We start from the raw sequence: 22413 nt of genomic DNA, 5'->3' as shown, positions 1-22413 counted from the left end.
TCAGGCTTCATGTGTAACGCAACAAGCAAGCATCGAGCGCGCAGGCATGAGGCCTGCCGCTTGGATCCGAGAATAAAAACAAAACTCGAGGTGCTGCATGTCCGAGTCACGCAAGGCGTATATCCCCATTGCGCCGCCGCGAGAACCCTTGCCCCTGTTCCAACTGTTCCTGGTTGGCCTGCAACACGTTCTGCTGATGTACGGTGGCGCGATCGCCGTGCCGTTGATCATCGGCCAGGCCGCCGGGTTGTCCCGTGAAGAAGTCGCTTTCCTGATCAACGCCGACCTGCTTGTCGCTGGCGTCGCTACCATCATCCAGTCGTTCGGTATCGGCCCGGTGGGCATCCGCATGCCGGTGATGATGGGTGCCAGTTTCGCCGCCGTCGGCAGCATGGTGGCCATGGCCGGCATGCCCGGCGTGGGCCTGCAGGGGATCTTCGGTGCGACCATCGCTGCCGGGTTCTTCGGCATGCTGATCGCGCCGTTCATGTCTAAGGTTGTCCGCTTCTTCCCACCGTTGGTCACTGGTACGGTGATCACCTCGATTGGCCTGTCGCTGTTCCCGGTGGCAGTCAACTGGGCCGGTGGCGGCCAGGACGCTCAAACGTTCGGCTCGCCGATCTACCTGCTGGTGGCCGGCCTGGTACTGGCCGTGATCCTGCTGATCAACCGCTTCATGCGCGGTTTCTGGGTCAATGTGTCGGTACTGGTGGGCATGGGCCTTGGCTACATCCTGGCCGGCTCCATCGGCATGGTCGACCTGTCGGGCCTGAATGAAGCACCGTGGTTGCAGGTGGTCACCCCGCTGCACTTCGGCATGCCGACCTTCAGCCTGGCGCCGATCCTGTCCATGTGCCTGGTAGTGGTGATCATCTTCGTCGAGTCCACCGGCATGTTCCTGGCCTTGGGCAAGGTGACTGATCGTGAAGTAACCCCTGGCATGCTGCGTCGCGGCCTGCTGTGCGATGCCGGTGCGTCGTTCATTGCAGGCTTCTTCAACACCTTCACCCACTCCTCGTTCGCCCAGAACATCGGCCTGGTGCAAATGACCGGGGTGCGCTGCCGCTATGTCACCATCGTGGCCGGTGCACTGCTGATCCTGCTCAGCCTGCTGCCCAAAGCGGCCTTCCTGATTGCCTCGATCCCGCCTGCGGTACTGGGCGGCGCGTCCATCGCCATGTTCGGCATGGTCACTGCCACCGGGATCAAGATTCTTCAGGAGGCGGACATCGGCGACCGCCGCAACCAGCTGCTGGTTGCCGTGAGCGTCGGCTTCGGGTTGATCCCCGTGGTGCGTCCGGAGTTCTTTGCCCAGATGCCACAGTGGATGGAACCCATCACCCACAGCGGTATCGCCATGGCCACGGTCAGTGCCCTGGTGTTGAACGTACTGTTCAACATCCTTGGCGGTGCCGACCGCGCAATGCACAACGACGTCTGTCACCAGCATTGAGCCAAGGGGGGCGGTGCATTGCCGCCCCTTATTCACCTCTGCAGTAACCGCTACGCCGTCGACCCGCCGGAATGGGTCGCCCGGGGCGCCTGCGCGCCAAAAAAACGCCAACAAAAACAATAAGTCCGGGAATCACAACATGAAGCGCATCACCACGTCCCTGTTATTGGGCAGCAGCCTGCTGGCCACCCTACCCTCGCACGCAGGCGAATGGCTGCAGTGGCACGGCGAAAGCCTGACCTACCTGTACGGCAAGGACTTCAAGGTCAACCCTGATATCCAGCAGACCATCACCTTCGAGCACGCCAACAAATGGAAGTACGGCGACACCTTCATGTTCGTCGACAAAATCTTCTACAACGGCAAGGCCGACCCCGGCAAAGGTGTGACCACCTACTACGGCGAGTTCAGCCCACGCCTGTCATTGGGCAAGATCTTCGACCGCAAGCTTGCCTTCGGTCCGATCAAGGATGTGCTGCTGGCCATGACCTACGAGCGCGGTGAAGGCGACAACGAGGCCTACCTGATCGGCCCCGGCTTCGACTTGAACATCCCCGGCTTCAACTATTTCACCCTCAATTTCTACGTGCGTAACACCGAAGGCAGCCGCCCCGGTGACAACGTCTGGCAAATTACCCCCGGCTGGTCGTACACCATCCCCGTGGGGCGGTCAGACATTCTGATCGACGGTTACATGGACTGGGTTACCGACAACGACCAGACCCGCCGTGGCACCTATCACGCCAACCTGCACTTCAACCCGCAGGTCAAATACGACCTGGGCAAGGCGCTGAACCTGGGCGCCAAGCAGCTCTACGTCGGCTTTGAATACAGCTACTGGAAAGACAAGTACGGCATTGACAGCCGCGGCAACCTGGAAAGTAACCAGAGCGTCGCCAGCGCGCTGGTCAAGGTCCACTTCTGATAAGCTGACCAAACGCACAGGTTTGATCCACTCTGCTCCAGGACGGAGCACTTGAGGCGCGGCGCGCAAGCCAGTAATCTGCGCGCCCCCTCGATCAGGGCAGAACGGATTCTGCCTGCGTTTACTGACCGCTCAGTCAATGAATTCGGGCGGTTGGCCAACGTGTTGCCAGCCTGAAAGACCCTTTTCATCCGTTCAGAACGAAGTCGAGCAGGAAGGTTTTGCCAACCCGGAAAAGTTGGCCCAACCCTTGCCAAACAGCTGTGGCCTATCGAAAAAAGCTGACTCAAAAGACAAAAAAAGCGCCGACACCGAGCGCTGACAACAGATCAATCAAGGGAGCGACACTCGCAATGCGTACTATCAAGAGCCTGATCCTCGCCGGCGGCCTGCTGGCCTGCGGCACCACCTTCGGCGGCGACCTGCTGCAATGGCAGAACAACAGCCTGACCTACCTGTGGGGCAAGAACTTCAAGGTCAACCCCGAGACCCAGCAAACATTCACCTTCGAGCACGCCGACGCGTGGAAGTACGGCGATAACTTCTTCTTCGTCGACAAGATCTTCTACCAAGGCAAGAAGGACGCCAGCAACGGCCCCAACACCTACTATGGCGAGTTCAGCCCACGCCTGTCGTTCGGCAAGATCTTCGATCAGAAACTGGAATTCGGCCCGGTCAAGGACGTGCTGCTGGCGATGACCTACGAGTTTGGCGAGGGTGACACCGAGTCTTACCTGATCGGCCCGGGCTTCGACCTGGCCATTCCGGGCTTCGACTACTTCCAGCTGAACTTCTACAACCGCACCACCGACGGCAGCCGCGCTGGCGACAACGTGTGGCAGATCACCCCGGTGTGGTCGTACACCATTCCGGTCGGCGATTCCGACGTGCTGATCGACGGCTTCATGGACTGGGTGGTGGACAACGACGAGAACCGCCGCGGCACCTACCAGGCCAACCTGCACTTCAACCCGCAGATCAAGTACGACCTGGGCAAAGCGCTGCACCTGGGCGAAAAGCAGCTGTATGTGGGTGTGGAGTACGACTACTGGAAGAACAAGTACGGCATCAAGGACAGCGATGCTTTCACTACCGACCAGAACACCATGAGCTTCCTGGTCAAGGTTCACTTCTGACCTGAGTTACCGGGGCCGCTTTGCGGCCCATTCGCGGGTAAACCCGCTCCTACAGGGGACGCGCCGGGTGCAAGGCAAACGCGGTACCTGGTAGGAGCGGGTTCACCCGCGAACCGGGGCAAAGCCCCGGCCAGGCGCCTCAATTGGCAGGTCTGAGCGCCCGCCACAACTTCCCCGCAGCACTGACCACCGCCAGCACCATGGCACCGGCCACAACCCCGACCCCAGCGTTGAGCAACGCCCCGGTAAGCGCCCCGCCACGCCCTTCGCTGAACGCCTCGATGGCATGATGCAGCGGCTCGATGCCATGCACCAGGATCCCACCGCCTACCAGGAACATCGCCGCAGTACCAATCACCGACAGGCTTTTCATCATGTACGGCGCCGCCCGCAGGATGCCGTTACCCACTGCCTGAGTCAGCCTGGAGGTTTTGCGGGCCATCCACAGCCCAAGGTCATCAAGCTTGACGATCCCGCCTACCAACCCATACACACCAATGGTCATCACCACCGCAATGCCCGACAGCACGATGATCTGCTGGGTCAGCGGCGAGTCAGCCACGATCCCCAAGGTAATGGCGATGATTTCCGCCGACAGAATGAAGTCGGTACGCACCGCCCCCTTGATCTTGGCTTTTTCAAAAGCCACCAGATCAACGCTGGCATCGGCAACGGCCTCCTTGCGCGCCGTGTGCTGTGCCTCATCCTCTTCCTTGCTGTGCAAAAACTTGTGCGCCAGCTTCTCGAAACCCTCGAAGCACAGGTACGCACCGCCCAGCATCAGCAGTGGCGTTACTGCCCACGGGATGAAGGCGCTGATCAGCAGGGCCGCCGGCACCAGAATGGCCTTGTTCAGCAGCGAGCCTTTGGCCACCGCCCACACCACCGGCAACTCGCGATCGGCGCGCACGCCGGTGACCTGCTGAGCATTCAGTGCCAGGTCGTCACCCAGCACACCCGCAGTCTTTTTCGCCGCGACTTTGGTCATTAGCGAGACGTCATCCAGCAGCGTGGCGATGTCGTCGATCAGTACCAGTAGACTGCTTCCTGCCATGTTTGCCTGTTTCCAGTGAAATGAATGTGCCGGAGTCTAGCCGAAAGTCGCTGCCTTGAGCGCCCGTCGAACCCGGTGCTACCATGCCCGATCACCTTAGAGGTGGCCAGACACGAGGAAGATCCCTGACCATGAGCACCATTCGCGAGCGCAACAAGGAATTGATCCTGCGCGCGGCCAGCGAGGAATTCGCCGACAAGGGCTTCGCCGCCACCAAGACCAGCGATATCGCGGCCAAGGCCGGCCTGCCCAAGCCGAACGTGTATTACTACTTCAAGTCCAAGGACAACCTTTACCGCGAGGTCCTGGAAAGCATCATCGCGCCGATCATGCAGGCATCCACGCCGTTCAATGCAGACGGCGACCCGAAGGAAGTGCTGAGTTCGTACATTCGTTCGAAGATTCGCATTTCGCGTGACCTGCCCCATGCGTCCAAAGTGTTCGCCAGCGAGATCATGCATGGCGCGCCGCACCTGTCAGCGAACCAGGTAGAGCAGTTGAACGAGCAGGCCCGACACAACATCGAGTGCATCCAGCGCTGGATCGACCGCGGGCAGATCGCCCATGTGGACGCGCACCACCTGATGTTCAGCATCTGGGCGGCGACCCAGACCTATGCGGACTTCGACTGGCAGATTTCTGCGGTGACCGGCAAGGCCAAGCTGGCCGACAGTGATTATGACGCGGCAGCCGAAACCATCATTCGTATGGTCTTGAAAGGTTGTGAGCCTGAGGCAGCCTGAACCATCCCGAAGGGCCATTCGCGGGCAAGCCCGCTCCCACAGGATCACCACATGCCTGAAGGTAGTGGGGTCACTGTGGGAGCGGGCTTGCCCGCGAATGGGCCAGAACAGGCAATAGAGATTTAGGCCGCTACCCCGGCATCTGCCCGCAACCCCACCTCCTCGATCGCACTGATCGCACACTGCTCGTCGATATCCGAGGTATCACCGCTGATCCCCACGGCACCCAGCACCTTGCCGTCCTGATCACGAATCAGCACCCCACCTGGCGCCGGCACCACCGGCCGCTCACCCATGCCGTTCAGCGCGGCAAAAAAAGCCGGCCGCTGCTGCGCATCCAGCGCCAGCAAGCGCGACCCCTTGCCCAGGGCAATCGCGCCCCAGGCTTTGCCAGTGGCCACCTCAGGACGAATCAGGCTGGCGCCATCCTCACGCTGCAGCGCCAGCAGGTGCCCGCCGGCATCCAGCACCGCCACGGTCAGTGGCGCGGCATTGATCTTGCGGCCCGCCACCAGCGCGGCATTTACCAGGCTGACAGCGACTTTCAGGTTCAGAACGTTCATGGAAAGGTCCTCTTCTTGTTGTGAGAAGCCCTGAGGGCAGTTGAAAACCGATCGAACAAATAGAACACAACGAGAGATATTTTTGTATACAATATTTTGAAACGATCGTATGCGATGGCGCAAACCCTCGTTTTCACGGGCGCTCTGACGAAAGCCAGCTTAGTCGATGAAAACCCATTGACCTGAGCCGCCAGGCGTGAATACACTCTGTCGCAAAGCAAGTTGTATACAATTACAAAATCGATGAGGCACAAACCATGAGCAAAATGAGAGCAATCGATGCAGCCGTTCTGGTCATGCGCCGTGAAGGTGTAGATACCGCGTTCGGCATCCCGGGGGCTGCCATCAACCCGTTGTATTCGGCCCTGAAGAAAGTCGGTGGCATCGATCACGTCCTCGCTCGTCACGTCGAAGGTGCCTCGCACATGGCCGAGGGCTACACCCGCGCCAACCCGGGCAACATCGGTGTGTGCATCGGCACGTCCGGCCCTGCCGGCACCGACATGGTCACCGGCCTGTACAGTGCCTCGGCCGACTCCATCCCGATTCTGTGCATCACTGGCCAGGCGCCACGTGCCCGCCTGCACAAGGAAGACTTCCAGGCTGTCGACATCACCAACATCGTCAAGCCGGTGACCAAGTGGGCGACCACCGTTCTGGAGCCAGGCCAGGTGCCTTACGCCTTCCAGAAGGCCTTCTACGAAATGCGTACCGGCCGCCCAGGCCCGGTGCTGATCGACCTGCCGTTCGACGTGCAGATGGCCGAAATCGAATTCGACATCGACGCCTACGAACCGCTGCCCGTGCACAAGCCGTCCGCCACTCGCGTACAGGCCGAAAAAGCCCTGGCCCTGCTCAATGACGCCGAGCGCCCACTGCTGGTAGCCGGTGGCGGCATCATCAACGCCGACGCCAGCGACAAGCTGGTCGAATTCGCCGAACTGACCGGCGTACCGGTAATCCCGACCCTGATGGGCTGGGGCACCATCCCGGACGACCACGCACAGATGGTTGGTATGGTCGGCCTGCAGACCTCGCACCGCTATGGCAACGCAACCCTGCTGAAGTCCGACCTGGTATTCGGTATCGGTAACCGCTGGGCCAACCGCCACACCGGTTCCGTCGATGTCTACACCGAAGGCCGCAAGTTCGTACACGTCGACATCGAACCGACCCAGATCGGCCGCGTGTTCACCCCGGACCTGGGCATTGTTTCCGATGCTGGCAAGGCACTGGACGTGTTCCTGGAAGTGGCCCGCGAGTGGAAAGCCGCCGGTAAGCTCAAGTGCCGCAAGGCCTGGCTGGAAGAGTGCCAGGAGCGCAAGTCGAGCCTGCAGCGCAAGACCCACTTCGACAACGTGCCGGTCAAGCCGCAGCGCGTCTACGAAGAAATGAACCAGGTATTCGGCAAGGACACCTGCTACGTCAGCACCATCGGTCTGTCGCAGATTGCCGGCGCACAGTTCCTGCATGTGTACAAGCCTCGCCACTGGATCAACTGCGGCCAGGCCGGCCCGCTGGGCTGGACCATCCCTGCCGCGCTGGGCGTGGTCAAAGCCGATCCCAAGCGCAAGGTTGTCGCGCTGTCGGGTGACTACGACTTCCAGTTCATGATCGAAGAACTGGCGGTAGGTGCGCAGTTCAACCTGCCGTACGTCCACGTACTGGTGAACAACGCCTACCTGGGCCTGATCCGCCAGGCGCAGCGTGGCTTCGACATGGATTACTGTGTACAACTGGCGTTCGAGAACATCAACTCGACCGACGCTGCCACCTACGGTGTCGATCACGTCGCTGTGGTCGAAGGCCTGGGTTGCAAGGCCATCCGTGTGTTCGAGCCAGCAGAAATCGCCCCTGCCCTGATCAAGGCACAGAAGATGGCCGAAGAGTTCCGCGTGCCGGTGGTGGTTGAAGTGATTCTCGAGCGTGTGACCAACATTTCCATGGGCACCGAGATCAACGCGGTCAACGAGTTCGAAGACCTGGCCCTGGTCGGCAACGACGCGCCAACCGCCATCTCGCTGCTGGACTGATCGCCTGACGCCCCCAGGCACGCCCTGGGGGCCTTCATCGCAAGGAGACAACTCATGCCTCGCTTCGCTGCCAACCTGTCCATGCTGTTCACCGAACAGGACTTCCTGGCCCGCTTCAAGGCTGCCGCCGATGCTGGTTTCAGCGGCGTCGAATACCTGTTCCCGTACGACTTCAGCGCTGCCGACATCAAGCAGCAGCTGGAGGCCAACGGCCTGACCCAGGTGCTGTTCAACCTGCCGGCCGGCGACTGGGCCAAAGGTGAGCGCGGTATCACCTGCCACCCCGACCGCATCGAAGAATTCCGCGCCGGTGTCGACAAAGCCATCGAATACGCCAAGGTCCTGGGCAACACCCAGGTCAACGCCCTGGCCGGCATCCGCCCACAAGGCCCGGACTGCGCCACCGTGCGCAAGACCTTTGTCGAGAACCTGCGCTACGCCGCTGACAAGCTCAAGGCCGCCGGGATCCGCCTGGTCATGGAAATGATCAACACCCGCGATATCCCCGGTTTCTACCTGAACACCACCCAACAGGCGCTGGAAATCCAGGCCGAGGTGGGCAGCGACAACCTGTTCCTGCAGTACGACATCTACCACATGCAGATCATGGAAGGTGACCTGGCTCGCACCATGGAAGCCAACCTGAAAGTGATCAACCACATCCAGCTGGCCGACAACCCAGGCCGCAACGAACCAGGTACCGGCGAGATCAACTACCGCTTCCTGTTCGAGCACCTGGACCGGATTGGCTACCAGGGCTGGGTGGGCGCGGAGTACAAGCCCAAGACCACTACCGAAGCGGGCCTGGGCTGGTTGAAAACCCATAACGCAATCTGAGGCTGATCTAGGTCCTGTGACACATGCCTGACCCTGTAGGAGCGGGTTTGCCCGCGAATGCGACGTTGGCTTCACTGCCGCTTTCGCGGGTAAACCCGCTCCCACAGAATTCTGTGTCCAACAACGGGCCTGTGCAGCCTGCTCCATCGAGATTCAACAACTACAACGAGGTAATCTCTCATGGCTAAAATCGGTTTCATCGGCACCGGCATCATGGGCAAGCCCATGGCCCAGAACCTGCAGAAGGCAGGTCACAGCCTGTTCATTTCCACCCACCACGATGCCGCGCCAGCCGACCTGATCGCTGCCGGTGCAGTGGCCCTGGCCAACCCGAAAGAGGTTGCCCAGGAAGCCGAATTCATCATCGTCATGGTCCCCGACACCCCGCAGGTCGAGAGCGTACTGTTCGGTGAAAACGGCGTGGCCGAAGGCGTCGGCCCGAACAAGGTGGTGATCGACATGAGCTCGATCTCGCCAACCGCTACCAAAGTGTTCGCCGAGAAAATCAAGGCAACCGGCGCTGCGTACCTGGACGCTCCTGTATCCGGTGGTGAAGTCGGTGCCAAGGCTGCGACCCTGAGCATCATGGTCGGTGGCTGCCCGAACGCCTTCGAGCGCACCCTGCCGCTGTTCGAAGCCATGGGCAAGAACATCACCCGCGTCGGTGGCAACGGTGACGGCCAGACCGCCAAGGTCGCCAACCAGATCATTGTCGCCCTGAACATCCAGGCCGTCAGCGAAGCATTGCTGTTCGCCGCCAAGAACGGTGCAGACCCGGCCAAGGTGCGTGAAGCACTGATGGGCGGCTTCGCCTCGTCGAAAATCCTCGAAGTGCACGCCGAGCGCATGATCAAGGGCACCTTCGACCCAGGCTTCCGCATCAACCTGCACCAGAAGGACCTGAACCTGGCCCTGCAAGGCGCCAAGGAGCTGGGCATCAACCTGCCCAATACCTCCAATGCCCAGCAAGTGTTCAACACCTGCCAGGCCCTGGGCGGCGGCAACTGGGACCACTCGGCGCTGATCAAAGGCCTGGAGCACATGGCCAACTTCTCGATCCGCGGCGATAAATAACGTGTAAGCCTTACCAGCCTCATCGCGAGCTACGCTCGCTCCTACTGGATCAGCACAAAGCCCGCAGGAGCGAGCGTAGCTCGCGATGAAGCAAACGCCGCCTGACCTGCGACCACAGATCAGCCAGCGATACCGAGCAACACCCGCCCCTGGTTCGGCCTGCACGGAGGCAGTTCCAGGGGCGTTTTTGATTCTGTAGAACAACAATAATTGGGAGCCTGCCATGTCGGTCGATCCGCAAAAACTTCTCCGCGAGCTGTTCGACACAGCCATCGCCGCCGCCCACCCCCGTCAAGTCCTCGAACCCTACCTGCCCGCCGATCGCAGCGGTCGGGTTATCGTCATCGGCGCCGGCAAGGCCGCAGCCGCCATGGCCGAAGTGGTCGAGAAAAGCTGGCAGGGCGAAGTCTCCGGCCTGGTCGTGACCCGTTACGGCCACGGCGCCAACTGCCAGAAGATCGAGGTGGTCGAAGCTGCCCACCCGGTCCCGGATGCTGCCGGCCTGGCTGTGGCCAAGCGCGTGCTGGAACTGGTCAGCAACCTCAACGAAGACGACCGCGTCATCTTCCTGCTGTCTGGCGGTGGCTCGGCGCTGCTGGCCCTGCCTGCCGAAGGCCTGACCTTGGCCGACAAGCAGCAGATCAACAAGGCGCTGCTGAAATCCGGTGCCACCATCGGCGAGATGAATTGCGTGCGCAAGCACCTCTCGGCGATCAAGGGCGGGCGCCTGGCCAAGGCCTGCTGGCCGGCCACGGTCTACACCTATGCCATTTCCGATGTACCGGGCGACCTCGCTACGGTAATCGCCTCCGGCCCCACAGTGGCCGACCCGAGCACCTCGGCCGACGCCCTGGCCATCCTCAAACGCTACAACATCGAAGCGCCCAAAGCGGTCATCGACTGGCTGAACAACCCGGCCTCGGAAACCGTCAAGGCCGACGACCCGGCCTTGGCCCGCAGCCACTTCCAGTTGATCGCCAAACCCCAGCAGTCGCTCGAAGCCGCCGCCGTCAAAGCCCGTCAGGCCGGTTTCAGCCCGCTGATCCTCGGCGACCTCGAAGGCGAATCGCGCGAAGTGGCCAAGGTGCATGCCGGTATCGCCCGACAAATCGTTCAGCACGGCCAGCCGCTCAAGGCGCCCTGCGTGATCCTGTCGGGTGGCGAAACCACCGTGACCGTACGCGGCAATGGCCGTGGCGGGCGCAACGCCGAGTTCCTGCTCAGCCTCACCGAAAGCCTGAAAGGCCTGCCGGGCGTATACGCCCTGGCCGGTGACACCGACGGCATCGATGGCTCGGAAGATAACGCCGGTGCCTTCATGACCCCTGCCAGCTACGACCGCGCCGAAGCGTTGGGCCTGTCGGCCAGCGACGAATTGGACAACAACAACGGCTACGGCTACTTCGCCGCGCTGGATGCGCTGATCGTCACCGAACCGACTCGCACCAACGTCAACGACTTCCGCGCCATCCTGATCCTCGAGACTGCCCAATCATGACGCCAGATAAAAAAGTAAAGATCCTCGCCACCCTTGGCCCTGCGATCAACGGCATCGACGATATCCGCCAGCTGGTCGAAGCCGGGGTGAACATCTTCCGCCTCAACTTCAGCCATGGCGAGCATGCCGACCACGCCCTGCGCTACCAGTGGATCCGCGAAGTCGAGCAGCAACTGAACTACCCGCTGGGTATCCTCATGGACCTGCAAGGGCCGAAGCTGCGCGTTGGCCGCTTTGCCGAAGGCAAAGTGCAGCTGCAACGCGGCCAGGCCCTGCGCCTGGACCTGGACAAGACCCCGGGCGACAGCCGCCGGGTCAACCTGCCGCACCCCGAAATCATCGCCGCCCTTGAGCCCGGCATGGACCTGCTGCTGGACGACGGCAAGCTGCGCCTGCGCGTTACCGCCAAGCACAGCGACGCCATCGACACCGAGGTGCTGAACGGTGGCGAGCTTTCCGACCGCAAGGGCGTCAACGTACCGCAAGCGGTGCTCGACCTCTCCCCGCTCACCGAAAAAGACCGCCGCGACCTGGCCTTTGGCCTGGAGCTGGGTGTGGACTGGGTAGCCCTGTCGTTCGTCCAGCGCCCTGAAGACATCGTTGAAGCGCGCCAGCTGATTGGCGACCGCGCCTACCTGATGGCCAAGATCGAGAAGCCATCGGCAGTCGAACAGCTGCAAGCCATCGCCGAACTGGCAGACGCGATCATGGTGGCCCGTGGTGACCTGGGCGTGGAAGTGCCGGCCGAAAGCGTGCCGCAGATCCAGAAGCGCATCATCGGCACCTGCCGCCAGCTGGGCAAGCCGGTTGTGGTGGCCACGCAGATGCTCGAGTCGATGCGTTTCTCGCCAGCGCCAACCCGTGCCGAAGTCACCGACGTGGCAAACGCTGTGGCCGAAGGTGCCGATGCAGTAATGCTGTCGGCCGAAACCGCCTCGGGTGACTACCCGCTCGAAGCCGTGCAGATGATGAGCAAGATCATCCGCCAGGTTGAGAACGGCCCGGACTACCAGGCCCAGCTCGACGTCGGCCGGCCAAAGGCCGAAGCGACCGTGTCGGATGCCATCAGCTGCGCCATCCGCCGTATCAGCGGCATCCTGCCGGTGGCAGTGCTGGTCAACTACAGCGAGTCGGGTGCATCGACCCTGCGCGCGGCACGTGAGCGGCCACGGGCACCGATCCTCAACCTGACGCCGAACCTGAACACCGCGCGCCGCCTCAGCGTGGCCTGGGGCGTGCATTCGGTGGTCAACGACCGCCTGCGTCAAGTCGACGAGGTGGTTTCCACCGCCCTGGAGATTGCCCAGGCGCAAGGCATGGCCAGCCGTGGCGACACGCTGCTGATCACGGCCGGTGTACCTTTCGGCAAGCCGGGATCGACTAATACGCTGCGGATCGAGACTTTGATCTGAGATTGCCGGGGGCGCGTTGCGCCCCTTTCGCGACACAAGGCCGCTTCCACAGGGCGGCGCTGGCACAAGGGAATGCGATCCCTGTGGAAGCGGCCTTGTATCGCGATTGGAGGGCAAAGCGCTCTCCGAATACTGCTCTACCCAACCGCGGAAAACCGAGGCCCAAAGAGGCCCACCGCTCCCCATCAACCTCACTGACTGCCCCATGTACACCAAAAATTTCGTCAACCCGTGCCCCGACTGGGCCACGGCGTTACTCAACGGCTTCAGCCAGGTGCTGCTGCTGCGCAACCCCCTGTGCGGCCTGTGCTGCCTGCTGGCCATCCTGCTGACCGCACCCAACCTGGTCGGCGGCGCGCTACTTGGTGCCTTGGCCGGCCTGCTCACCGCCCAGGCACGCGGCTATGACCGTGCCGACCGCCAAGCGGGGCTGTATTGCTACAACGGCGTGCTGATCGGCATCCTGATCAGCGCCGTGCTGCCCTGGTCAGCGATCCTGCCGCCACTGATCATCGCCGCCGGCGGCCTGTCCAGCATCATCACCCACCAGTGGCGCAAGCGCGGTGGCAAGTTGCTGATTGCCTACACCTCCCCTTTCGTATTGCTGGGCTGGGCCACATTGCTGGTCGCCAGCCCCTCGCCCAGCGGCTTCGTCGAAGCCGACCCGCTGTATGCGTTGGCCCGCGGCGTGGGCCAGATCTTCCTGCTCGACCAGCCCTTGGCCGGGTTGCTGATCATCGTCGGCATGTTCATCGCCAACCCCTATGCGGCGTTGTGGGCGGTGATCGGTTCGGCCATTGGTGGCGGCGTGGCCCTGCTCGCCGATCATGCACAGGCCGCATGGTTAGGCCTTTGCGGCTTCAACGCCGCGCTGGCAGCCTTGGCGTTTAGCCGCCAGGGCGAAAAACCATGGGTGACGTTGCTGGCAGTAGCCCTGGCCCTGCTGCTGCAACCGCTGTTCAAGCTGTTGCCGCTGCCTGCCCTGACCGCCCCCTTCGTTGCCGCCTGTTGGCTGATGCACTTGGGCAGCTACCTGGCACAACCCAGACAGCGCAACGCCAGCCGCTTGCACAGCTGAAACGCAACCCCTAGGCTCAGCCCATCGCTTTTGTGGAACGAGCCAATGAACAACCCAGCGAGTCTGCGCGAGCGGCTCTTCGTCATCGTTTTCCAGACCGACACCGTAGCCGGTCGCCGCTTCGACAAGATCCTGCTACTGATCATCCTGGCCAGCCTGGTCACGGTGATCCTCGACAGCATCGATGAGGTGCACCAGGGCTACGCCGGCCTGCTGGCCGGTATCGAGTGGGGCTTTACCGCGATCTTCCTGGCCGAATACATCACCCGCCTGTACTGCTCGCCCAAGCCGTTACGCTATGCCTTCAGTTTCTACGGCCTGGTCGATTTACTGGCGATCGTGCCGGGGATCCTCGCGCTGTACTACAGCGACGCCCAGTACCTGCTCATCATCCGGGTCATCCGGATGCTGCGGATCTTCCGTGTACTCAAGCTCAGCCCGTACCTCAAGCAGGCCCATTACCTGATGGAGGCGCTGCGCGGCAGCAAGCAGAAGATCATCGTGTTCCTGGTGACGGTATCGACGCTGGTGACCGTGTTCGGCACGCTGATGTACGTGATCGAAGGGCCTGAGCATGGTTTTACCAGCATCCCCAAAGGCATCTACTGGGCCATCGTTACCCTGACCACCGTGGGCTTTGGCGACATCGTGCCGAAGACCCCGCTGGGGCAGGTGCTGTCGTCGCTGGTGATGATCACCGGTTATTCGATCATTGCCGTGCCGACCGGTATCTTCACGGCAGAGCTGGCCAATGCCATGCGCGGGGAGCAGTTGCAGCATGATTGCCCGACCTGCCACAAGAAGACCCACGAGCATGGGGCGGCGTTCTGTTGTCGCTGTGGGAATGGGTTGTTTCCCAAGCAATGACGGTGCCTGTACAGGCCCTTTCGCGGGCGCGCCCGCTCCCACAGGATCACCACAGGCCCGAGCATTACACCGTACCTGTGGGAGCGGGCATGCCCGCGAAGAGGCCGGTACGGGCAGAAGCATAACCAAAGCATTTTTTGTTCTTTAACCCGTATAAAGCCACCCGCTATAGTCGCTGGCAATCTGCCCCAACACCCTTCAAGTACAAGGAAGCATCGTGAAAAAGCTCTTCACCGCCTCGCTGCTCGCCGCAGGCCTGGCCTTGGGTAACCTCGCCCAGGCCGCCCCCACCCTGCTCAACGTTTCCTACGACGTGATGCGCGACTTCTACAAGGACTACAACCCGGCCTTCCAGAAACACTGGGAAGCCGAGCACAACGAGAAGGTCAACGTGCAGATGTCCTTCGGCGGCTCGAGCAAGCAGGCGCGTGCGGTGATCGATGGCCTGCCGGCCGATGTCATCACCATGAACATGGCCACCGACATCAACGCCCTGGCAGACAAGGGCAAGCTGGTGCCCGACAACTGGGTAACCCGCCTGCCGAACAACAGCGCGCCATTCACCTCGGCCACGGTGTTCATCGTGCGCAAGGGCAACCCAAAAGCCCTGAAAGACTGGCCCGACCTGCTCAAGGACGGTGTGCAGGTGATCGTGCCCAACCCGAAAACCTCGGGTAATGGCCGCTATACCTACCTGTCGGCCTGGGGCTACGTACTCAAGCAAGGCGGCGATGAAAGCAAAGCCCGCGACTTCGTCGGCAAGCTGTTCAAGCAGGCACCCGTGCTGGACACCGGTGGCCGTGCCGCCACCACCACGTTCATGACCAACCAGATCGGTGACGTACTGGTCACCTTCGAGAACGAAGCCGAGATGATCGCCCGCGAGTTTGGCCGCGACCAGTTCGAAGTGGTCTACCCAAGCGTATCGGCCGAAGCCGAGCCTCCGGTGACGGTGGTCGACAAGGTGGTGGCCAGGAAGGGGACCCAGGCCGTGGCCGAGGAATACCTGAAGTACCTGTGGTCACCAGCAGCCCAGGAGATCGCCGCCAACAACTACCTGCGCCCGCGTGATGCAACGGTACTGGCCAAGTACACCGACCGCTTCCCGAAAGTGGACTTCCTGTCGGTGGAGAAAACCTTCGGTGACTGGCGTACCGTGCAGAAGACCCACTTCAATGATGGTGGGGTGTTTGACCAGATCTATACCGGTCAGTAACGCACAAGCAACATCAAACCCGGCGGAACACCAAGGCCTTCAGCCCCCCCGCCGGGTCAACGTCCGGAAACTCCGGCGGGTTTTCCAGACGCTCGACATAAGCCAGCGAAGGCGCCTGCGCTGCCATGCCTTCGATCAGAAACTCAGGCCCGATCCCCGGGTCGTTGACGCACGCCAGCACCGTCCCTCCCGCATTCAACAACTCCGGCAAACGCCGCAGGATCTTTGCGTAATCCTGGGTCAGCACAAAGCTGCCACGCTGGAAGGTAGGCGGGTCGATGATGATCAGGTCATAAGGCCCGTACTTGCGCACCTTGCCCCACGACTTGAACAGTTCATGCCCCAGGTACGCCACCCGTGATGCATCGTGGCCATTGAGGCGGTGATTGTCCCGGCCTCGCGACAGGGCCGATTTGGCCATGTCCAGGTTCACCACCTGCTCGGCACCACCGGCAATCGCTGCCACGGAAAAGCCGCAGGTATAGGCGAACAGGTTGAGCACGCGCTTGCCCGCCGCCTGCTCGCGCACCCAGCGGCGGCCATAGCGCATGTCGAGGAACAGGCCATTGTTTTGCCGCACGCCCAAGTCCAGCAGGTAGGTCAGGCCGTCCTCGATCACTTCGCGTTGCTGGCACGGCTCGCCCAGCAGCCACTGGCCCGGGCTGTCGGGCAGGTAGCGGTGCTGGATGATGACAGCCTGACCGGTCCACTGCGGGCGCTCGGCCAAGCTGCGCAGCATGGTTTCCAGTTCGGCCAGCTGGCCCTCGGCCGGCTCACGGAACAAGGCGACCGACAGCACGCCCTGCAGCCAGTCGACGGTGACCTGCTCCAGGCCCGGCCAGCAGCGGCCGCGACCGTGAAACAGGCGGCGGGTTTCCTGTGGGGCAGGGTCAAGGGCGGCAAGCAGGTGTTGCTCAAGGGTGTCGATGGGCGAGGTCATGGCGGATCGCAGGCTGGCAAAAAGCGGCATTCTACCTTGCGGGCCTCTTCGCGGGTAAACCCGCGCCTACAGGATGCCGCGCCGAGCGGAACCACCACCCCTGTTGCATGCCCGCCGCCGCCAGCAGGATCAACCCCACCCCCAGCCACTGCAGCGGCGCCAGGCGGTGCCCGAACGCCACCCAGTCCACCAGAATTGCCGCAATCGGGTAAATGAACGACAGCGCACCGGTCAACGCCGTGGGCAAACGCTGGATGGCGCTGTACAACAGCACATACATCAGGCCGGTGTGCACCATCCCCAGTGTCAACAAGCTGGCCAACGCCGGCATTTCAACCGGCAACCCGCCAAGCGTGACCCATGGCGCCAGCAGCAATACACCCGTGGTTACCTGAATCAGCGCTATCAGGTGCGGGGGCGTGCCACTCAGGCGCTTGATGATCAACGCCGCGATTGCATACAGGAATGCCGCCCCCAGCGCCAGGGCAACCCCCAGCAGATAGTCCTCGCCATTACTTTGCCCAGCGCCATGGGCACTGACGATGGCCAGCATGCCTAGGAACGCCACACTCAGCCAGGTCACCTTGGCCAAGGTGATCTTTTCGCCCAGAAACAGCGCCGCCAGCCCCACCAGAATGAATGGCTGCACGTTGTAAACCGCCGTGCCGATGGCAATCGACGCCCGCGCGTACGAGGCAAACAAAAGCAGCCAGTTGCCGACAATGGCCACCCCACTGGCAATCGCCAGCAAAAATGCCGTGCGGCTGATTACACCTGGGCGCAGAAAGCCAAACGCGGCGCAAATCGCCAGCAAGGTCACGGCACCGAACACGCAGCGCCAGAACACCACATCCAGCACCGGCTGGCCGGACACCAGCACGAACCAGCCAATGGTCCCGGAAATCAGCATGGCGGCGACCATCTCCAGCGAGCCACGGCGCAATGAACTGTCCATCTCAAACCTCCCTTTGATAATGGCAACAGTATGCAAAGGCTGCAGGCTGGCCATCCAGCGGATAACCAAGGCATTTTCGCCAACCTACCTTTACTATCAAGGCAGATAACACGAATTACCTGATGAGGTGAGCATGACCGATGCCATTGACCAATTATTGATCAACGCACTGATGGAGGACTCGCGCCGCTCGCTCAAGGCTCTGGCGCAGGTCAGCGGGCTGTCCGCACCTAGCGTCAGCGAGCGTTTGCGCCGGCTGGAAGAGCGTGGCGTGCTGCGCGGCTATACCGTGGAGGTCGACCCGCGCGCCTTTGGCTACCAGTTGCAGGCGATCGTGCGCATCCGTCCGCTGCCGGGGAAGCTGCAAGAAGTGGAGCGCCAGATCATTGCCATCCCTGAGTTCACCGAATGCGACAAGGTCATTGGCGAGGACTGCTTCATAGCCCGACTGCATGTGCGCTCGATGGAGCAGCTGGACACGCTGCTCGACCTCATGAATGTGCTGGCTGAGACCAATACCGCGATCATCAAGAAGACCCCGGTCAAGCGGCGGTTGCCGCCAATGGATTGATTGGCCCCTGTACTGGCCTCCTCGCAGGCGTGCCCGCGAAGAGGCCAGCACAGGAAAAGCTGACTATTTTTTGTACACAAAAACGTAACCATAGGTGCCATTTTTGTGTGCACTTTCTTCAGTGGCGCCCCAATTCGTTACACACTTTCCACCCGTTATTTTGACCAAATGATCAACTAATCAATCTTTCAAAAAATATAACTTGTACATTTGGTCAACTTATATTCTCTGTATTTCATTAACTTACCTTTGAACAAGATAAGTTCGAAATGATCACCTATTGAAACCTGCGCTTCCCTTGGCATGGAACTCGCTTTTGTGTGTTCGTGTTTTGTATACAACTTAAACAAAACATAGATACACAAGAATCCGCGACGCCGACCCAATGTCGGCCGCCGCGCCCACAACCCTGTGATGCCAACGCTGCACCGACGAGATGGCGAGCCCGTGCGCATGCCCGCTCATCGCAGTCCATGTGCATCAGGAGCCCGCCGGAATGAGTAGCAGCCTCGACCTTGCCCCTGAACAATCCGTCGCCAGCACACACCCGAGTTCCAAGCTTGCCGGTCACCAGCCGGACCTTGTTCTCAGCCCGCGCCTGCATAACCGCGACCTGGCGCCAACCCGGATGGAAGGCCGTCGCTGGGGCGGCTACAGCATCTTCGCGCTGTGGACAAACGATGTGCACAATATCGCCAACTATTCGTTCGCCATGGGCTTGTTCGCCCTCGGCCTGGGTGGCTGGCAAATTCTGTTGTCGCTGGCCATCGGCGCGGCACTGGTGTACTTCTTCATGAACCTGTCGGGTTACATGGGTCAAAAAACCGGGGTGCCGTTTCCAGTCATCAGCCGCATTGCCTTCGGCATCCACGGCGCGCAGATACCGGCGCTGATCCGTGCCGTCATCGCCATCGCCTGGTTCGGCATCCAGACCTACCTGGCATCGGTGGTGCTGCGGGTGCTGCTCACCGCCGTGTGGCCGCAACTGGCAGCCTACGACCACGACAGCATCCTCGGCCTGTCGAGCCTGGGCTGGGTGTGTTTCGTGTCGATCTGGCTGGTACAACTGGTGATCCTGGCCTACGGCATGGAGATGGTGCGCCGTTACGAGGCCTTTGCCGGGCCGGTGATCCTGCTGACCGTCGCCGCCCTGGCGGTGTTCATGTACTTCAAGGCCGACGCGCGCATTGCCTGGTCGGTGGCTACCCCGCTGACCGGCTACGAGATGTGGCGCAACATCTTTGCCGGCGGCGCACTGTGGCTGGCGATCTACGGCACCCTGGTGCTGAACTTCTGTGACTTCGCCCGCTCCTCGCCTTGCCGCAAGACCATCCGCGTCGGCAACTTCTGGGGCCTGCCGGTGAACATCCTGGTGTTCGCCGTGATCACCGTGGTGCTGTGCGGCGCGCAGTTCCAGATCAACGGCCACATCATCGACAGCCCGACGCAGATCGTCGCCGCCATACCCAGCACGCCATTCCTGGTGCTCGGCTGCCTGGCCTTCCTGATCGTCACCGTGGCGGTGAACATCATGGCCAACTTCGTCGCCCCGGCCTTCGTACTCAGCAACCTGGCGCCGCGCCACCTGAACTTCCGCCGTGCCGGGCTGATCAGTGCCACCCTGGCGGTGCTGATCCTGCCGTGGAACCTGTACAACAGCCCGCTGGTGATCGTGTACTTCCTGTCGGGCCTGGGCGCCCTGCTCGGCCCGCTGTACGGCGTGATCATGTCCGACTACTGGTTGCTGCGCAAAGGCTGCATCAACGTGCCAGAGCTGTATACCGAGCACCCGGCCGGTGCCTATCACTACAGCAAGGGCATCAACCTGCGCGCCGTGGCCGCCTTCGTGCCGGCCGCACTGCTGGCCATCGTGCTGGCCCTGGTGCCCAACTTCCAGGGTATCGCGCCGTTCTCCTGGCTGATCGGTGCCGGCATCGCCGCCGCCCTGTACCTGCTGATCGCGCCACGTAACCGCCACTACCACGACGTCAGCGGCGAGTGCATCGCCGTCGACCACAGCGGCCATTAATCAAGGAGGACTGCCCATGCGTATTCTGATCGCCAACGTCAACACCACCGAAGCCATTACCCACGCCATTGCCGAACAGGCCCGTGCGGTGGCCGCACCCGGTACCGAGATCGTCGGCCTCACGCCCTGGTTCGGCGCCGAATCGGTGGAGGGCAACTTCGAGAGCTACCTGGCGGCCATCGCGGTGATGGACCGGGTCCTGGCCTTTGAAGGGCCCTACGATGCCGTGATCCAGGCCGGTTATGGCGAACATGGCCGCGAAGGCCTGCAGGAACTGCTCAACGTGCCTGTGGTGGACATTACCGACGCCGCCGCCAGCACGGCAATGTACCTGGGCCACGCCTATTCCGTAGTAACCACGCTGGACCGCACCGTGCCACTGATCGAGGACCGCCTGAAGCTCTCGGGCCTGTATGACCGCTGTGCCTCGGTGCGAGCCAGCGGGCTGGCGGTGCTGGAACTGGAAGCCGACCCGCTGCGGGCCGTGGAGGCGATTGTCGGGCAGGCCGAACGCGCCGTGCGTGACGACAAGGCCGAGGTGATCTGCCTGGGTTGTGGCGGCATGGCCGGGCTGGACGAGCAGATTCGCCAACGCACCGGCGTGCCGGTGGTGGATGGTGTGAGCGCAGCGGTGACCATTGCCGAATCGCTGGTGCGTATGGGCTTGAGCACGTCCAAAGTGCGCACCTATGCGACGCCACGAGCGAAGAAAGTGGTGGGCTGGCCGATGCGCTTCGGCCGCTAGACATCCTTCGCCTGTACCGGCCTCTTCGCGGCTTTAGCCGCGAAGAGGCCGGCCCGCTTAACGCATCATCCTGGCCAAACGCTGCGCACTGCCACAGGCCAAGGTAAACCCCAACGCCCCATGCCCCAGGTTCAGCCACAGGTTGCGGTACACCGTCCCACTCATGATCGGCACCCCGGTCGGTGTCGCCGGCCGCATCCCCGCCCACTCCACCGCCTGGCCATAATCCGCCGCCCTTGGCAACGTCTCCAGCGCCAGCCGCCGCATGCTCTGCAAACGGCGCATGTCCACCGACTCATCGAACCCGACAATGTCCACCATCGCCGCTACCCGCAGCTGCTGCCCCAGGCGTGCATAGACGATCTTGCGCTCATAGTCGGTAAGGCTCACCTCAGGGGGCAGGTGCCCGGCGCTGATCGGCGCGGTCAGGCTGTAGCCCTTCAGCGGGTAAACCGGTATCTGCACTCCCGGTAATGCCAAGCCTGGGCCGCGATGCCCGGCACACAGCACCAACTGCTCCACGTCCAGTTGCTGATCGCCCAGTTGCAGTGCCACGACCTGGCCCTGGCGCTGAACCAATTGCGTCACTGGCCGGCCAAGCAGGAAACGGCACTGCCCCGACGCGCGCAACAGCGCCTCCAGCCGCAAGCAAAACAAGTGGCAATCGCCAACCTCTTCGCCTGCCGTGAACACACCGCCCACAAACGGTACGCCATCCAGGGCAGGCTCCAGCCCGCGCAGCTCGGCAGCCGCCAGCACCTGCTGACTGGTCGGGTCCGTCAACTGTTCCCGGCCTTGAGCAAAGGCCCGTTCACTGCGAAATGCCACCAGCTTGCCATTGCGCCGCCAGGCAAAATCCCCCAGGTTGTGCTCCTCGCGCCATTGCGCCAGAACGGCCTGACTGTAAAGCGCCAGCTCAAGTAATTGCCCGGCATTACGGCGATTGACGCTACGCCGGCAAGCCAGGGTGAATGCCAGCAGCCAGCGCCACTGGGCCGGGTCCATGCGCAAGCGCAACCGCAATGGCGACTCGCCCTGCAACAGCCAGCCCAGCGCCTGCCACGGCACTCCGGCATCAGCCAGCGGCGCCACGTAGCGATAAGACAATTGTCCGCCATTGGCAAAGCTGGTGGCCGACGCCAGGTTGTCGCGGGCCTCGATCAGATCAACCGATCGCCCCTCCCGAACCAGCGCGTAAGCCGTTGCCAGGCCCACCACTCCGCCACCGATTACCGTTACCCGCTGTTTCATCGCCCTTCCCTGTTCCGGCTTCCTTGCCAAACA

20 protein-coding genes are annotated in these 22413 nt (G+C 62.0%); 15 read left to right on the top strand and 5 right to left on the bottom strand.

Translation table 11 applies throughout. The features are described from left to right. Positions 1-97: 97 nt before the first annotated feature. From ACE4QZ_RS09955 to ACE4QZ_RS09945, 3 genes are all read left to right on the top strand, one after another. Complete coding sequence (locus tag ACE4QZ_RS09955) at positions 98-1453, top strand: nucleobase:cation symporter-2 family protein (protein WP_021783012.1); 1356 nt, start codon at positions 98-100, stop codon at positions 1451-1453. Between the two features lie 139 nt (positions 1454-1592). Then, the gene (locus ACE4QZ_RS09950) at positions 1593-2378 is read left to right on the top strand and encodes an outer membrane protein OmpK (protein ID WP_021783011.1); all 786 of its coding nucleotides are present in this window, start codon (positions 1593-1595) and stop codon (positions 2376-2378) included. Between the two features lie 353 nt (positions 2379-2731). Then, positions 2732-3514 (top strand): outer membrane protein OmpK, encoded by a 783-nt coding sequence (locus tag ACE4QZ_RS09945; RefSeq protein ID WP_021783010.1) that lies wholly within the window; start codon positions 2732-2734, stop codon positions 3512-3514. 139 nt (positions 3515-3653) lie between these two features. On the opposite strand, the gene ACE4QZ_RS09940 is transcribed toward ACE4QZ_RS09945, so the two are convergent. Beyond that, positions 3654-4568 carry a DUF808 domain-containing protein gene (locus ACE4QZ_RS09940; RefSeq protein ID WP_103462237.1) on the bottom strand — a complete coding sequence of 305 codons (915 nt, stop codon included), beginning with the start codon at positions 4566-4568 and terminating at the stop codon, positions 3654-3656. A gap of 131 nt (positions 4569-4699) precedes the next feature. Between ACE4QZ_RS09940 and ACE4QZ_RS09935 the strand changes: the two genes are divergently transcribed. Continuing rightward, a complete protein-coding gene (locus ACE4QZ_RS09935; protein ID WP_021783008.1) occupies positions 4700-5311 on the top strand; it encodes a TetR/AcrR family transcriptional regulator in 612 nt (203 codons plus the stop codon). Positions 5312-5433: 122 nt separating this feature from the next. Here the strand turns inward: ACE4QZ_RS09935 and ACE4QZ_RS09930 are convergent, their stop codons facing one another. Further along, entirely contained in the window at positions 5434-5874 is a 441-nt protein-coding gene (locus tag ACE4QZ_RS09930) for a GlcG/HbpS family heme-binding protein (protein ID WP_010955037.1), read from the bottom strand. Between the two features lie 257 nt (positions 5875-6131). Between ACE4QZ_RS09930 and gcl the strand changes: the two genes are divergently transcribed. The 8 genes from gcl to ACE4QZ_RS09890 all read left to right on the top strand — a co-directional run bounded on the left by gcl (position 6132) and on the right by ACE4QZ_RS09890 (position 15889). Further along, positions 6132-7907, top strand: coding sequence for a glyoxylate carboligase (gene gcl, locus ACE4QZ_RS09925; protein WP_010955038.1), 1776 nt, complete (start codon positions 6132-6134; stop codon positions 7905-7907). 54 nt (positions 7908-7961) lie between these two features. Continuing rightward, positions 7962-8744, top strand: coding sequence for a hydroxypyruvate isomerase (gene hyi, locus ACE4QZ_RS09920; protein WP_103444721.1), 783 nt, complete (start codon positions 7962-7964; stop codon positions 8742-8744). A gap of 180 nt (positions 8745-8924) precedes the next feature. Then, a complete protein-coding gene (locus ACE4QZ_RS09915) occupies positions 8925-9818 on the top strand; it encodes a 2-hydroxy-3-oxopropionate reductase (protein ID WP_103462236.1) in 894 nt (297 codons plus the stop codon). A 223-nt stretch (positions 9819-10041) separates the two neighbouring features. After that, complete coding sequence (locus ACE4QZ_RS09910; RefSeq protein WP_021783004.1) at positions 10042-11316, top strand: glycerate kinase; 1275 nt, start codon at positions 10042-10044, stop codon at positions 11314-11316. Then, on the top strand, positions 11313-12728 hold the full coding sequence (pyk, locus tag ACE4QZ_RS09905) for a pyruvate kinase (RefSeq protein ID WP_103462235.1): 1416 nt from the start codon (positions 11313-11315) through the stop codon (positions 12726-12728). Before ACE4QZ_RS09910 ends, pyk begins: the two co-directional genes overlap by 4 nt. A 205-nt stretch (positions 12729-12933) precedes the next feature. Further along, complete coding sequence (locus ACE4QZ_RS09900) at positions 12934-13806, top strand: urea transporter (RefSeq protein WP_103462234.1); 873 nt, start codon at positions 12934-12936, stop codon at positions 13804-13806. A 45-nt stretch (positions 13807-13851) separates the two neighbouring features. Beyond that, positions 13852-14673: an ion transporter gene (locus ACE4QZ_RS09895; RefSeq protein WP_103462233.1), complete on the top strand. Its 822-nt coding sequence runs from the start codon at positions 13852-13854 to the stop codon at positions 14671-14673. Between the two features lie 217 nt (positions 14674-14890). Beyond that, entirely contained in the window at positions 14891-15889 is a 999-nt protein-coding gene (locus tag ACE4QZ_RS09890; RefSeq protein ID WP_103444723.1) for a sulfate ABC transporter substrate-binding protein, read from the top strand. Between the two features lie 13 nt (positions 15890-15902). Here the strand turns inward: ACE4QZ_RS09890 and ACE4QZ_RS09885 are convergent, their stop codons facing one another. Then, on the bottom strand, positions 15903-16829 hold the full coding sequence (locus ACE4QZ_RS09885) for a class I SAM-dependent methyltransferase (RefSeq protein WP_374755432.1): 927 nt from the start codon (positions 16827-16829) through the stop codon (positions 15903-15905). A 31-nt stretch (positions 16830-16860) separates the two neighbouring features. Further along, complete coding sequence (locus ACE4QZ_RS09880; protein ID WP_103462232.1) at positions 16861-17784, bottom strand: DMT family transporter; 924 nt, start codon at positions 17782-17784, stop codon at positions 16861-16863. Positions 17785-17917: 133 nt separating this feature from the next. Here ACE4QZ_RS09880 and ACE4QZ_RS09875 point away from each other — a divergent pair, with 133 nt between their 5' ends. The 3 genes from ACE4QZ_RS09875 (at position 17918) to ACE4QZ_RS09865 (ending at position 21129) form a co-directional block, all read left to right on the top strand. Beyond that, complete coding sequence (locus tag ACE4QZ_RS09875) at positions 17918-18355, top strand: Lrp/AsnC family transcriptional regulator (protein ID WP_064493259.1); 438 nt, start codon at positions 17918-17920, stop codon at positions 18353-18355. 496 nt (positions 18356-18851) lie between these two features. Beyond that, entirely contained in the window at positions 18852-20384 is a 1533-nt protein-coding gene (locus tag ACE4QZ_RS09870; protein WP_103462231.1) for an NCS1 family nucleobase:cation symporter-1, read from the top strand. A gap of 16 nt (positions 20385-20400) precedes the next feature. After that, complete coding sequence (locus ACE4QZ_RS09865) at positions 20401-21129, top strand: aspartate/glutamate racemase family protein (RefSeq protein WP_014590181.1); 729 nt, start codon at positions 20401-20403, stop codon at positions 21127-21129. A gap of 57 nt (positions 21130-21186) precedes the next feature. On the opposite strand, the gene ACE4QZ_RS09860 is transcribed toward ACE4QZ_RS09865, so the two are convergent. Then, positions 21187-22380: a D-amino acid dehydrogenase gene (locus tag ACE4QZ_RS09860; protein ID WP_103462230.1), complete on the bottom strand. Its 1194-nt coding sequence runs from the start codon at positions 22378-22380 to the stop codon at positions 21187-21189. Positions 22381-22413 lie beyond the last annotated feature (33 nt).

Origin of the sequence: Pseudomonas sp. DCA-1 (assembly GCF_046523955.1) — a bacterium.
GTDB classification, from domain to species: domain Bacteria; phylum Pseudomonadota; class Gammaproteobacteria; order Pseudomonadales; family Pseudomonadaceae; genus Aquipseudomonas; species Aquipseudomonas putida_Y.
Note: the sequence above shows the minus strand (reverse complement) of the source record. Positions and strands in the feature narration are given on the sequence as shown.

Bases quoted from the DNA above. Each gene is read 5' to 3' on its own strand.
- gcl (WP_010955038.1), top strand. From the start codon at position 6,132: ATGAGCAAAATGAGAGCAATCGATGCAGCCGTTCTGGTCATGCGCCGT.
- ACE4QZ_RS09915 (WP_103462236.1), top strand. From the start codon at position 8,925: ATGGCTAAAATCGGTTTCATCGGCACCGGCATCATGGGCAAGCCCATG.
- ACE4QZ_RS09880 (WP_103462232.1), bottom strand. From the start codon at position 17,784: ATGGACAGTTCATTGCGCCGTGGCTCGCTGGAGATGGTCGCCGCCATG.
- hyi (WP_103444721.1), top strand. From the start codon at position 7,962: ATGCCTCGCTTCGCTGCCAACCTGTCCATGCTGTTCACCGAACAGGAC.
- ACE4QZ_RS09930 (WP_010955037.1), bottom strand. From the start codon at position 5,874: ATGAACGTTCTGAACCTGAAAGTCGCTGTCAGCCTGGTAAATGCCGCG.
- ACE4QZ_RS09950 (WP_021783011.1), top strand. From the start codon at position 1,593: ATGAAGCGCATCACCACGTCCCTGTTATTGGGCAGCAGCCTGCTGGCC.
- ACE4QZ_RS09955 (WP_021783012.1), top strand. From the start codon at position 98: ATGTCCGAGTCACGCAAGGCGTATATCCCCATTGCGCCGCCGCGAGAA.
- ACE4QZ_RS09940 (WP_103462237.1), bottom strand. From the start codon at position 4,568: ATGGCAGGAAGCAGTCTACTGGTACTGATCGACGACATCGCCACGCTG.
- ACE4QZ_RS09945 (WP_021783010.1), top strand. From the start codon at position 2,732: ATGCGTACTATCAAGAGCCTGATCCTCGCCGGCGGCCTGCTGGCCTGC.
- ACE4QZ_RS09935 (WP_021783008.1), top strand. From the start codon at position 4,700: ATGAGCACCATTCGCGAGCGCAACAAGGAATTGATCCTGCGCGCGGCC.
- pyk (WP_103462235.1), top strand. From the start codon at position 11,313: ATGACGCCAGATAAAAAAGTAAAGATCCTCGCCACCCTTGGCCCTGCG.
- ACE4QZ_RS09875 (WP_064493259.1), top strand. From the start codon at position 17,918: ATGACCGATGCCATTGACCAATTATTGATCAACGCACTGATGGAGGAC.
- ACE4QZ_RS09895 (WP_103462233.1), top strand. From the start codon at position 13,852: ATGAACAACCCAGCGAGTCTGCGCGAGCGGCTCTTCGTCATCGTTTTC.
- ACE4QZ_RS09865 (WP_014590181.1), top strand. From the start codon at position 20,401: ATGCGTATTCTGATCGCCAACGTCAACACCACCGAAGCCATTACCCAC.
- ACE4QZ_RS09900 (WP_103462234.1), top strand. From the start codon at position 12,934: ATGTACACCAAAAATTTCGTCAACCCGTGCCCCGACTGGGCCACGGCG.
- ACE4QZ_RS09910 (WP_021783004.1), top strand. From the start codon at position 10,042: ATGTCGGTCGATCCGCAAAAACTTCTCCGCGAGCTGTTCGACACAGCC.
- ACE4QZ_RS09870 (WP_103462231.1), top strand. From the start codon at position 18,852: ATGAGTAGCAGCCTCGACCTTGCCCCTGAACAATCCGTCGCCAGCACA.
- ACE4QZ_RS09885 (WP_374755432.1), bottom strand. From the start codon at position 16,829: ATGACCTCGCCCATCGACACCCTTGAGCAACACCTGCTTGCCGCCCTT.
- ACE4QZ_RS09860 (WP_103462230.1), bottom strand. From the start codon at position 22,380: ATGAAACAGCGGGTAACGGTAATCGGTGGCGGAGTGGTGGGCCTGGCA.